Origin of the sequence: Flavobacterium sp. (assembly GCF_044377315.1) — a bacterium.
Lineage (GTDB): Bacteria > Bacteroidota > Bacteroidia > Flavobacteriales > Flavobacteriaceae > Flavobacterium.
Map to the genome: position 1 here is coordinate 1 of NZ_JBILJG010000007.1, position 12,628 is coordinate 12,628.

Below are 12,628 nucleotides of genomic sequence, written 5' to 3' on the forward strand. Positions count from 1 at the left end.
TTTTGCTTTAAAATATAAAAAGCAGGTTTTTTGTTTAAAATGGGCTATATAAATATAAAAATAAAACCCTTTTTAGTAAAAGCACTTCGACTGCACTCAGTGTGACAATTGTATTAAAAATCAAATTTCAATTGAACTTCAACGGTTTTTTTGACTTCGGTATTGAGATTGTTTAACGAAATTCCGAGAAGTCGAACCGATTCTTTCATGCGCTCTTGAAACAAAAGTTCTTTGGCAGTTTCTAGCATTAATGCTTTGTCTGAAATAAAATAAGGCAAGGTTTTACTTCGTGTTTGCTGCGAAAAATCACTGTATTTTATTTTGAGTGTGACTGTTTTCCCCGAAATATTGTGCTTTTTTAATCTTCTTTCTAGTTCGGCTGCTATTCTTTCCAATTTATCGAGCATAAAGATTTCTGACGTTAAATTTTCGTTGAAAGTATGTTCGGCAGCAACTGATTTGGCGATATGATTTGACCTAACTTGACCATTATGAATACCACGAACTACATTGTAATAAAAAGTGCCCGCTTTTCCGAAGTGTTTTTCTAGAAATTCTAGCGATTTGTTTTTTAAATCTAAACCCGTAAAAATACCTAGTTGGTACATTTTTTCGGTAGTAACTTTTCCAACACCGTAGAATTTTCTAATGGGCAATTGCTCAAGAAACGGAATTACTTCGTCTGGACCAATTGTCTTTTGTCCATTGGGTTTATTATAATCAGAAGCTACTTTGGCAACAAATTTATTAATAGAAATACCAGCAGAAGCTGTTAAACCCAATTCGTCATATATACGTTTTCTTATTTCTTGCGCTATCAAGCTGGCACTTGGATTTCCTTTTTTGTTAATAGTTACATCAAGATAAGCTTCGTCTAACGAAAGTGGTTCGACCAGGTCGGTATAATCGTGAAAAATGTTTCTAATTTTGTTAGAAATCTCTTTGTATCTATCAAATCGTGGTCGTACAAATATAAGCTCTGGACAATATTTTTTGGCTAAAGTGCCACTTAATGCGCTACGAACGCCAAATTTTCGAGCTTCATAACTTGCCGCAGAAACAACGCCACGATGCTCAGAACCACCAACAGCAAGCGGTTTTCCTCGCAATTCGGGATTATCCAATTGTTCGACCGAGGCATAAAATGCATCCATATCGACATGAATAATTTTTCTATTTGGAATTGGTTCTTGCATGTTACAAATTTAATCAAAAAGTAGCATTCGTTTTTTTATCTTTGTTACGTAATCTAGCCCTGATAGCAGTGGAAATCCTTTTCTTTTTTTCTTTAAAAAAGAAAAGATTGGAACGTATAGCAGGATAAAGCTCCTAAAAAATGATAGAAATAGAAAGAAAGTTTCTTGTAACAAGTTTTGAGTTTAAGAACGAAGCTTATGCTAAAAAAAGCATCATACAAGGCTATTTAAGCTCAAATCCTGAAAGAATGGTGAGAATTAGGACAAATGGCAAGGATGGCTTTATTACCATTAAAGGAAAGGGAAATAAAAGCGGTATGTCGAGATTTGAATGGGAAAAAATGATACCTCTAGAAGAAGCAACGGCTTTATTAAAATTATGCGAAGAAGGAGCGATTGAAAAAATTCGTTATGAAGTGAAAGTTGGCGATCATGTTTATGAAGTAGATGAGTTTTTTGGCGAAAATGAAGGATTAGTAATGGCCGAAATAGAATTGGAAAGCGAAGATGAAGTGTTTAAAAAACCAAGTTGGTTGGGAAAAGAAGTTACAAACGATGAGAAATATTACAATGCTTACTTAAGCAACAATCCTTTTACAAAGTGGTGAGCACAACCAAAAATTAGGCAAATTTTCACAAATTGGGCTAAAACTTAATTTAGAATTTCAATTTTTACGGTTAAACTGCCGTTATTTTTGTTTTCAATAATTTGCATAAATGCTTTTTTATATAAATCGATTTCTCTAGTTTTTTTTGAATGGTAATCCCAGCTGGCAAAATCATCTGGATTTGATTTAAACTTTAAGTTATAGCCATTTAAAATATAAAAACCGCAAAGTCAGGAGACATTTGCGGAGCTTTTCATGGGAACTCTTTGCCAAGCTGGGCAACTTGCAGTTTTTCTTCTGTTGAATTTGTCTTTATAATAGGAAGCTTCTAGATTGCTTTTGTAGAATTTAACAGAAGCGTTTTGGGTAGAAGAACAACTTAAAGTAATTAGCAAAAATAAGGTTGAAAAAAGGAAGATAAACTCTTTTTTAAAATCATTTTTGAAGTATTTCAATAGTCACATTTACAGAGCCCGAACCTTTATTGTGAGCAATTTCCATAAAAGCTCTTCTTGATAAATCTAGTTCACGCCCTTTTACGTATGGACCGCGATCGGTTACTTCTACATAGACAGATTTTTTGTTTACTTCGTTGGTTACTTTTAGTTTTGTGCCAAGAGGAAGTTTTTTGTGAGCACAAGTCATTCCGTTATTACTAAATTTTTTTCCGCTTGCTGTTCGCCTTCCGTTGAATTTATTGGCGTAATAAGAAGCGTGTGCGTTTTTTTTATGAAGTTTAAATTTTCCTTTTTCGACAATAAGTGTATCAATTGTTTTGTCATTGCTCTCTAATTCAATTTCTTTTCCTTTTTTGAGTGTATCTACAGCGATTGTAGTTTTTTCAACTTTTGGAGTGGATTTACTTGGTTGAATTTGAGTTTTTTGCGCATAAAAAGAAATGCAAAATAAATTTGTGACGACCAGAAGTATATAGGTTATAGAATATTTTTTCATTTTTTAGCGTTTATAACTTTTTTACAAAAACCATACCCAAATGGATAAAAAAAGCCCTTATTCAGGACTTTCTAAGTTTTTAAAACCATAATGACCATGGGATTCGACTTAAAATTAAAAGTAATCCTAGACCGTAAAAAATGGCTATTTTTTTGAATTTCCCGTTACTACTCTCTTGTTTTTTATGTGTTGACCAACCAATTGTGATAAGTACAATTCCGATAATGTTGATTAATGGATGTTCTAACATTGTTAATCTTAATTCTGGAATTTTCATTGCTCCTTGGGTTGAAAAAGCTTTCATTCCAACTTCAGAAACGAAATAAAGAATAAATCCTATTACTAATTGAACATGAGTAAAAATTAAGGCAAAAAGAGCAATTTTTCTATCTTTAGCACTAAAATCTTTTTTGGAAGATAATCCAAGAAAGGAATTTACAACAGCAAGAACTAGTAATAAAAGCACTAAATAAGCCCAGCCAGAATGAAATTTTTGAATAAAAGTGTACATAAATTATTTTTTTAGGATTTCAAATATAGTAAAAAAGCTCAAAAAAAACATATTGAGTTTTGTGTTTTAGCTTTTTTTTATCAATTTATGAACGATTCAAATAATAAGTAATTAGCATTTGGGTCGAATCATCATGCTTTTTAACTTCTTTAGAATTTATTTCGTCAAGAATTGAATTAGCCAATTGTTTTCCTAATTCAACACCCCATTGGTCATAACTAAAAATGTTCCAAATAATTCCTTGTACAAAAATTTTATGTTCGTACAAAGCTATTAATGAACCTAAAGATTCTGGTGTTAGTTGGTTTATTAACAATGTATTGGTTGGTTTATTACCTGCAAAAACTTTGAAAGGTAAAAGATAAGCAGCTTTTTCGGCAGCAACTCCTTGTTTATCAAACTCGGCTTGAACCTGTTGTTGGGTTTTACCATTTAACAATGCTTCTGTTTGAGCAAAAAAGTTAGACATCAATTTGTCATGATGGTCTTTATCGCCATACAAAGGTTTTACAAACCCTATGAAATCTGTAGGGATTAATTTTGTGCCTTGGTGAATTAGTTGAAAGAAAGCGTGTTGTGAATTTGTTCCTGGTTCGCCCCAAATGATAGTTCCAGTTTGGTAATTCACTATTTTTCCGTCGCGACCTACACTTTTTCCATTGCTTTCCATTATTCCTTGTTGTAAATAAGGAGCTAGTTTTTGTAAATATTGTGTGTATGGAATAAGCGCTTCACTTTCTGCTCCAAAAAAGTTGTTGTACCAAACACTTAACAAAGCTAGAATTACAGGAATATTTTGGTCAAATGATTCTGATTTGAAATGATTGTCCATTTTGTTTGCACCTTTTAGCAAATGGTCAAAATTATCAAAACCAACCGCTAAACTGATTGACAAACCAACTGCACTCCAAAGTGAAAAACGTCCGCCAACCCAATCCCACATTGGGAATATGTTGTTCGAATCGATACCAAATTCGGTTACTTTTTGGATGTTTGTTGAAACGGCAACAAAATGTTTGGCAATATCTTCTTGTTGGCCCGATTTCAAGAACCATTCTTTTATGGTTTCAGAATTAGTTAAGGTTTCTTGTGTTGTAAATGTCTTAGAAACAATCACAAACAAGGTTGTTTCTGGATTTATTTTTTTGATTACTTCGTTTACATGATCACCATCAACATTGGAAACAAAATGTACATTTAAGTGGTTTTTATAAAATTGCAAAGCCTCAACAACCATTGCTGGACCAAGGTCTGAACCGCCAATTCCAATATTTACAATATCAGTAAATGCTTTTCCTGTATATCCTTTTCTTTGTTCCGAAATTACTTCGTTGGTAAATGTTTTTATCTTGTTTTTTACTTCGTAAACTTCGGGCATTATGTTTTTTCCATCTACCAAAACGGTTGCTTTTTCTGGCGCTCGCAATGCAGTGTGAAGAACCGCTCTATTTTCGGTTTGATTAATGGATTGTCCATCAAAATAGCTTGCAATTGCTTGTTTTAGATTGACTTCGTTTGCTAATTCTAGCAATAAATTGATGGTTTCTTGATTGATTCTGTTTTTAGAATAATCTACTAGAAAATCTTCCCATTGTATATGAAATTTTGCAGCTCTTGAAGCATCTTCAGAGAACATTTCTTTCATAGAGGTTGTTTGCATGGATTGAAAATGTTGTTGCAATTTTTCCCAAGCTTTTGTTGTAGTAGGATTTGTATTTTGTAGTGCCATTTTTTATAATTTTCGATGTGCAAAAGTAATCATTGTTTGGGAATTTTTTAGCCCTTATTACCTCACTAAATCATTTTTTTTCATAGGTGTTCGATGAACACTTCGTGTTTGCAGTGAAAATCCTTGCTCTATTTCCAACTTGTTTTTTCTTGCTGTAAAAGAGCGACCTAAGAAGCTCCTTTTATGGCTTAGAAAAACGGTTGTTAATAGGCAAGATTGTAACGAAAAGAAGGATTAGCTTCTCTAGAAATTAATAACCAAATTTAGCTAAAGCTACGCTATCGAGTTCTTGTTTGAGAGGTTTTCTGTATTGTAAAAACTTCGGTAAATGTCTTTTATCCATTGGGATAGAATTGGGTAATTTGAGTTTAAGCGCATCAACTTGTACTCCGTTTTTCCAGAAACGATAGCATACGTGCGGACCACTTGCAAGCCCAGTACTTCCTACTTTTCCAATAATATCGCCTTGTCGAACGCTTTGGCCACGACGTACCAAAATTTTGGACATGTGAAGATATTGAGTAGAATAGGTTTTGTCGTGTTTTACTTTTACAAAATTTCCGTTTCCGGCTGTATAACCTGTTTGTTCTACAACACCCGCAGCAGTTGTCATAATTGGTGTTCCAGATGGCGCGGCATAATCGGTGCCACTATGAGGTTTCCAGCGAAGTTGAACTGGATGAAAGCGGTTTTTAGAAAAACGTGAAGTGATATTAACGAATTTTAAAGGTGCTTTTAGGAAATAATTTTTTAATGTTTTTCCGTTTTCGTCGTAGTAATCGACTTTGCTTGATTTGTCATTTGGTGTGTACGGAAAAGCGTAAATTTTTTCGCCTTTGTATTCAAAAAAAGCAGCTCTTAACGAATCGATTCCGTCGTAAAGTGTATCGTTTATGTATCTTTCTGTAAAGCTTAGGGCAAATTTATCACCACGGCGTAACTTGAAGAAATCGATAGACCAAGCATAAACTTTGGTTATTTTTTTAGACAAGGAAGCATCTATTCCTTCTTTTTTAAGTGTTGATGCTAATGAACCATTTATTCTAGCAGCAATTGTTCTTATTTTGAAAGATAAAGGTCTAGATTTTTTGAATCCAACAACAGAATCGGTCAAATCAATTAAGTAATAATCTAATCGATTAGGTTGGTAGATTAGATATTGAAGTTTGTGGTATTTGTCTTTAGAACGCAGGCAAACATAAGGGCGCATAAAACGAACTTGTGTTGGAAATGAGTCTTTAACAATATCAATTATTTCGGCGACTTTTTTGCCATTCAGGTTTTGTTTTTTCAGAATTCTTTCAAAAGTATCTCGGTGTCCAATGGTATCATAATGCACATTGAAATCGTCATATTTGAATCCGAAATCAACGATTGGTTTGCGTGGTTCAATATCTTCAATAATAAAATCTTCTTCGGCTTTTTTACAAGCAGAAAAAGAAAGAAGCAGAAATACTATTAACGTTATTTTTTTCAACTATTTTTTAATTACCACATTGTCAACAAGAAAGGACTTTTCTCTTGAAAGCATTATACGAAGTTAAGAAAAACGGGGCAAATAAAAAAATTAGGCATCTTCTCCCCAGTTTTTTAGTTCTTCTTCGCTCCAAAGTTCTGGAAAGAAAATTCTTCGTTGGTATTTTGGATGCATGTATTTTTTCCAATCGCTTCCTCCAGTTGCATTTCCGTCACCAATATATTTTCTGGCTGCATTCAAGTGTCCCATAACCCAGGTGATATTTACTGTTCTGTCATAATGACGCATAGCGGCAACTAAATCAGCATCTTTTTGGTCTTCTTTGGGTAATTGTTTGAATATTTGCCATAGGTTTATTGTGTTATATTCTTCCATATAACGCAAAAACTCTTCTTTATATTTTCTTTCGAATTCAAGAATTAAAAAAGATTTTTCGCCTGTTGTATGGTCTTTTCCAGCTGCTTGCCAATAAAGATGCTCAAAAGCGTGAGAGTAAGGGGTATTTCTATCAATAGTTGCTCTGAAACGGTAATCAATAAGGTTGATTAAATCGGTTGAAGAAAATTCGATCAGACGATATTGTGCAGATTGAAATCCGCTGGCAGGCGTTAATGTATTTCGGAATTTCATGTATTGCTCAATTTCCATTCCGTCTCCCATAATATCGAATGAAGTTGTAAGCATGTCAAAATAACGAGAAATTCTAGTTAGTCTTTCGGTAAAAAACTTGGTTGTTGGTTTATCGCAAAGGCAAACTTGTTTGATTTCCCAAAGAACCATTTTGAACAATAACTCATTAACCTGGTGGTACATAATAAAAACCATTTCGTCGGGCAAAATGGTTTTTTGAGTTTGTAGATTTAGTAATGCATCGGTTTGGATATAATCCCAATAAGTAATTGGTTTTGACCAAAGTAAACCTTCAAGATGTGTGTTTGTATTTTGATTTATGGCATTAAATTTTTCTTCTAATTCTGAAATTAGTTGTGTTGTTTGTGAGTTCATTATTTCATTTTTATTTTGAAAGAATTATTTAATCCTTTAAAAGATTCTAAATCGGCTTTTAGAGAACCAACGGCAAGACTTGCTTTAATTCGTATTGGTAATTTATTTTCGTCGTCTGAAATCCAAACGGTTACACTTTCTTCTTCTTTAAAAACCCTTCCTGACATAACCAAAGGTCTAAAAATCATGGCTGGAACAGTTCCAAATTTTGTTTCAATATCTTCATTACCAATATATTTTAATTTGAACTTAAAAGTTTCATCGTCAAAAAACATATCGACAATAATAGATTCGCCTTCTTTTAGCTTGTCTATGTTGGGATGATTTCTTAAATAGTAAAAAGCTGATAAAATATCTTGAACATTTTCAGGAGTTGTAAACGTTTTCTCTGTTTTATTTTTATAATCTTTAACTAATATAGTATTTTTGTCTTGATTGAAAAAACCTTCTTGATTTTTTTTGTAACCGCCTTCGTCAATTTTTCTTACATATTGATATGGTTTGCTTGTAACTTTGTCAAAATAACTTTCGTAATTATCTTCAACTTTAAAGAAAAACTTTGTCATTCCGGTTGTATAACCTTTTCCTACGGCATGAAAAACTTTTTTATTGTTTTTTAAGGCTTCTTTTACCTCAACAGTTGCATAACCTGCTGTTACAACACCGTAATGTATTCTAAATTTAAACCATTCGCCTACATCAAATGAAGCTTGTTTTTGATTATTAAAACTTACAGTAACCAGTAATAGTGCTACTAAAAGAAAATTTTTCATTTTATGATTTTTTTATTCTATAAATCTAATGCAATTTTTGTTCCAAATGTACTAAAACAAAAAAACTCCATCAAAAATTGATAGAGTTTTTATGCTATTAACCAACCAAAAAACTATAAATTATGAAAAATTTATAAAAAATAATAGGGAACCACCCCTTTTATTTCTGATGCAAATGTAAAACGTTTTTTTGATATATCATCAATAAAAAATCAATTTTAACATTTATTTCATAATTCAATATGCACTACAACGATATAGCCTGCTAATTGTTTAATAAATTGCGGTTTTACAACGTTCCTCTCAGCGCTTGTTCTCTTTCGATTGACTCAAAAAGTGCTTTGAAGTTACCTGCGCCAAATCCTGTTGCACCCATTCTTTGAATTATTTCAAAAAATAAAGTTGGTCTGTCTTCAACTGGTTTGGTAAATATTTGTAAAAGATAACCATCTTCATCGGCATCAACTAGAATAGAAAGTCTTTGCAATTCTTTGATATCTTCTTTCATCATATCTCTGTGAACTCCCAATCTGTTTGGAATGTCATCATAATACGCTTGTGGTGGTGGTGGAAGAAATTCTACTCCACGAGCTTTTAATCCTGCAACGGTTTTAATTATATCATCAGTTGCAACAGCAAGATGCTGAACACCCGAATCTTCATAAAAATCTAAATATTCTTCAATTTGTGATTTTTTGTTTCCTTTCGCAGGTTCGTTTATCGGAAATTTTATTCTTCCGTTACCGTTACTCATTACTTTACTCATTAAAGCAGAATACTCAGTATGAATTTGAGTATCATCAAACGAAAGGAAGTTTTCAAATCCCATAACGTCTTCGTACCATTTTACCCATTGATTCATTTGGTTCCAACCCACATTTCCTACCATGTGATCTACATATTTTAATCCAAGTGGTTCTGGATTGTATTCTGATTTCCATTCAACAAAACCTGGTAAAAATGCACCGTTGTAATTTTTTCTTTCTACAAATATATGAACGGTTTCGCCATAAGTGTAAATTCCTGAACGAACAACTTCTCCATGTTCATCTTTTTCAATTATAGGCTCCATGAAAGAAATAGCGCCACGTTTTGTCGTTTCTTCCCATGCAGATTTTGCATCTTCAACCCAAAGTGCAATTACTTTTACACCATCGCCATGCTTGCGCAAATGTTCATTAATAGGTGAATTACTATTTAATGGTGTTGTCAAAACCAAACGGATTTTGTCTTGTTTTAAAACGTAACTTACAGAATCTTTAGAGCCTGTTTCCAATCCTCGGTAAGCGTGTGATTGAAACCCAAATGCCGTTTTGTAATAATGTGCTGATTGTTTTGCGTTTCCAACGTAAAATTCAACATAATCTGTTCCTAATAGTGGAAGGAAATCTTGTGCTCCACTGAATATCTTTTCTAGTCCGTAATCTACGGATTTTACTTCTTTGCTCATTTTGTTTTGTATTAAGATGAAAGTATTAAGAATATAAGATTCAACTTTATTCAAAAAATATTTTCTAAAAAATTATTTTATTTATCCAACCAAGATAGGTAATAGGTTTCATCAGCAATTTTCATAGCTTCTTCGGTAACCATTAAAGGTTTGAAAGTATCCACCATAACGGCTAACTCAATCGTTTCTTTTTTTCCAATGCTTCTTTCTGCTGCTCCTGGATGTGGGCCATGCGGAATTCCTGCTGGATGAAGCGAAATGTTTCCAGGTTTTACATCATTTCTACTCATAAAATCGCCATCTACATAATACAAAACCTCATCTGAATCAATATTACTGTGATTGTATGGCGCAGGAATAGATAATGGATGATAATCATAAAGCCTAGGTACAAAAGAGCAAACTACAAATGTTTTAGCTTCAAAAGTTTGATGTACTGGTGGTGGTTGATGAATTCTCCCTGTTATGGGTTCAAAATCATGTATTGAAAGTGCGTAAGGATAATTGAAGCCATCATATCCTACAACATCAAATGGATGTGTTGCATAAACCATTTCGAAAATTTCGTCTTTCTTTTTTACTTTAATTATAAAATCACCTACTTCATTATTGGTTTCTAATTCATGTGGTCGACGAATGTCTCTTTCGCAAAATGGGGAATGTTCTAATAACTGTCCGAACCAATTGCGGTATTGTTTTGGAGTGTAAATTGGAGAATGTGATTCAACTATAAACAAACGGTTTTCTTCGGTGTCAAAATCGATTTTGTAGATAATTCCACGAGGAATGATTAGATAATCACCGTATTTGAAATCAAGATTTCCGTAGATAGTTCTTAATTTTCCTGATCCTTGATGAATAAAAATCATTTCATCAGAATCGGTGTTTTTATAAAAATAATCGGTTGTTGATTTTCTTGGAGCTGCAAGAACTATGTGACAATCGGAATTGGTCAATACAATTTTACGACTTTCTAAAAAATCGTCTTGTGGTGCAACATCAAAACCTCTTAATTTATAAGATTGAATATTGTTTGACTTTGCAATAGTTGGCGCAACACTATATTGAGAGCGAATCTCTTTTACTTGTGTTGGTCGTTGCTCGTGATAGGAATTGGTTGACATTCCGTCAAAACCGACAGTTCCAAAAAGCTGTTCGTAATACAAATCGCCGTTTGGTTTTCGGAATTGTGTGTGACGTTTAGGTGGTATATTTCCAAGTTTGTGATAAAATGGCATTTTCTTTTTGTTTAAAAATTTAAAAGTTTAAAAGTTTAGGAGAACCTATCTTTCGTTAATACTCAAAAAGAATCAACTCATTCAGGATTTCTCTTGATGAGGAATTTTAAATAGATTAAAAGGCTGTCCCATTTTTTCATAAAACAAATATCGTAAAAAATAAAAAAAAGCCACTAAAAAGTGGCTTTTTTTTATTCAACATTTTCTTGTTTTCCAAGTTTTGCATTTCTTTTACCATATAGGAAATAAACAATTACACCTATTAATAACCAACCTAAAGATAATAATTGCGCATCCATACTAAGATTAATCATTAAATAAGTATTAATACAAATACCACATATTGCTATCACAGGCAATGCAGGAACTTTAAAAGTTCTTTCGATATTAGGTTGCTTAATTCTTAACATCCAAACAGCTACACATACCATTGTAAAGGCAAACAAGGTTCCGAAACTCGTCATATCTGCTAACTTGTTTATTGGCGTAAAAGCAGCTACTGTTGCTATAACCGCACCCAAAATCATAAGATTAGTTTTTGGCGTTCCTGAAATAGGATTAACTTTAGAAAATACTTGAGGAATTAGACCATCTTTTGACATGCCAAGAAAAATTCTTGATTGTCCCATAATCATTACCATTAAAACCGATATTAAACCAACTGTTGCTGCAATTGTTATAATGTAACCAGCCCAAGCTTGTCCAGCTATATCAAAAGCATAAGCTACAGGTGCTTTTATAGCATCTGGATATTTTCCAAGCGGATTAAAATCTTGATAATTCATCATTCCAGTTAGTACAAGTGAAACTAAAATATACAACAATGTACAAATTAGTAAAGAAGCTATAATTGCAAAAGGGACATCTTTCTTTGGATTTTTTGCCTCACCTGCTTGTGTCGAAACAGCATCAAAACCTACGTAAGCAAAGAAAATTGCTGCAGCACCAGATACAATACCCCCAAACCCATATGCTTCATGGATGGTATTCTTTTCTATAATTTGAGTGGCTTCTGGAATAAATGGAGACCAATTTTCTGGATTGATAAAAAAAGCTCCAGCAATTATAACGAATATGATTGCAGACACCTTCATAATAACAATCAAGTTATTCGCTTTTGCGGCGCTTTGAGTACCTTTAATTAAAATTGAAATAACAAAAAGCACTATTAAAAAAGCTGGTAAATTCATAGAAAAACCATCTCCTGTATAACTACCTGGATCAGTGGTTAACCATTCGGGAAGCTTTATTCCAAACATTTTTAATAATTTATTGAAATAGCCTGACCAAGATACAGCGACAGTCATAGATCCCATTGCGTATTCTAATATTAAACCCCATCCTATAATCCAAGCGAAAATTTCACCAATTGTTCCATAAGCATAAGCATAAGCCGAACCTTCAACAGGCAAAATAGAGGCAAATTCAGAATAACAAAGTGCAGCAAAAACACAAGCAACTCCTGCAATAATAAAAGATAATGCTAAAGCTGGTCCTGCATGATAATAAGCCCCTGTTCCTGTTAAAACAAAGATTCCACCTCCAATGATAGCTCCTACACCTATTGCCGTAAGACTCCATTTCCCTAAAACTTTCTTTAATTCACTCTTTTTCATATCAGCTTCAAAGGCAGATACGGGTTTAACTCTCCAAATAGACATAATGTAGTTTTTTAGTTTATTGTGTT

Annotated in this window: 11 protein-coding genes; 1 reads left to right on the forward strand and 10 read right to left on the reverse strand. The window is 33.0% G+C overall.

Annotated features, from left to right (window positions below; all coding sequences use genetic code 11):
- Positions 1 to 113: 113 nt before the first annotated feature.
- Positions 114 to 1,196, reverse strand: coding sequence for a DNA polymerase IV (gene dinB / locus ACIQ66_RS03415; RefSeq protein WP_396211404.1), 1,083 nt, complete (start codon positions 1,194 to 1,196; stop codon positions 114 to 116).
- Positions 1,197 to 1,336: 140 nt separating this feature from the next.
- Here dinB and ACIQ66_RS03420 point away from each other — a divergent pair, with 140 nt between their 5' ends.
- Positions 1,337 to 1,804 (forward strand): CYTH domain-containing protein, encoded by a 468-nt coding sequence (locus ACIQ66_RS03420; RefSeq protein ID WP_396211405.1) that lies wholly within the window; start codon positions 1,337 to 1,339, stop codon positions 1,802 to 1,804.
- 435 nt (positions 1,805 to 2,239) lie between these two features.
- Here the strand turns inward: ACIQ66_RS03420 and ACIQ66_RS03425 are convergent, their stop codons facing one another.
- The 9 genes from ACIQ66_RS03425 to ACIQ66_RS03465 form a co-directional block, all read right to left on the reverse strand.
- Complete coding sequence (locus tag ACIQ66_RS03425) at positions 2,240 to 2,758, reverse strand: septal ring lytic transglycosylase RlpA family protein (protein ID WP_396211406.1); 519 nt, start codon at positions 2,756 to 2,758, stop codon at positions 2,240 to 2,242.
- A gap of 79 nt (positions 2,759 to 2,837) precedes the next feature.
- Positions 2,838 to 3,269 carry a hypothetical protein gene (locus tag ACIQ66_RS03430; RefSeq protein WP_396211407.1) on the reverse strand — a complete coding sequence of 144 codons (432 nt, stop codon included), beginning with the start codon at positions 3,267 to 3,269 and terminating at the stop codon, positions 2,838 to 2,840.
- Between the two features lie 85 nt (positions 3,270 to 3,354).
- Complete coding sequence (gene pgi, locus ACIQ66_RS03435) at positions 3,355 to 4,998, reverse strand: glucose-6-phosphate isomerase (RefSeq protein WP_396211408.1); 1,644 nt, start codon at positions 4,996 to 4,998, stop codon at positions 3,355 to 3,357.
- A 250-nt stretch (positions 4,999 to 5,248) separates the two neighbouring features.
- Entirely contained in the window at positions 5,249 to 6,475 is a 1,227-nt protein-coding gene (locus ACIQ66_RS03440) for a peptidoglycan DD-metalloendopeptidase family protein (RefSeq protein ID WP_396211409.1), read from the reverse strand.
- Positions 6,476 to 6,565: 90 nt separating this feature from the next.
- Positions 6,566 to 7,480, reverse strand: coding sequence for a tryptophan 2,3-dioxygenase family protein (locus tag ACIQ66_RS03445; protein ID WP_396211410.1), 915 nt, complete (start codon positions 7,478 to 7,480; stop codon positions 6,566 to 6,568).
- Positions 7,480 to 8,253, reverse strand: coding sequence for a DUF3108 domain-containing protein (locus ACIQ66_RS03450; protein WP_396211411.1), 774 nt, complete (start codon positions 8,251 to 8,253; stop codon positions 7,480 to 7,482). The genes ACIQ66_RS03445 and ACIQ66_RS03450 overlap by 1 nt, the downstream gene beginning before the upstream one ends.
- 289 nt (positions 8,254 to 8,542) lie before the next feature.
- Complete coding sequence (gene hppD, locus ACIQ66_RS03455; protein WP_396211412.1) at positions 8,543 to 9,703, reverse strand: 4-hydroxyphenylpyruvate dioxygenase; 1,161 nt, start codon at positions 9,701 to 9,703, stop codon at positions 8,543 to 8,545.
- Positions 9,704 to 9,780: 77 nt separating this feature from the next.
- Positions 9,781 to 10,941: a homogentisate 1,2-dioxygenase gene (locus ACIQ66_RS03460; protein ID WP_396211413.1), complete on the reverse strand. Its 1,161-nt coding sequence runs from the start codon at positions 10,939 to 10,941 to the stop codon at positions 9,781 to 9,783.
- A gap of 191 nt (positions 10,942 to 11,132) precedes the next feature.
- The gene (locus ACIQ66_RS03465) at positions 11,133 to 12,602 is read right to left on the reverse strand and encodes an APC family permease (protein ID WP_396211414.1); all 1,470 of its coding nucleotides are present in this window, start codon (positions 12,600 to 12,602) and stop codon (positions 11,133 to 11,135) included.
- Positions 12,603 to 12,628: the final 26 nt, after the last annotated feature.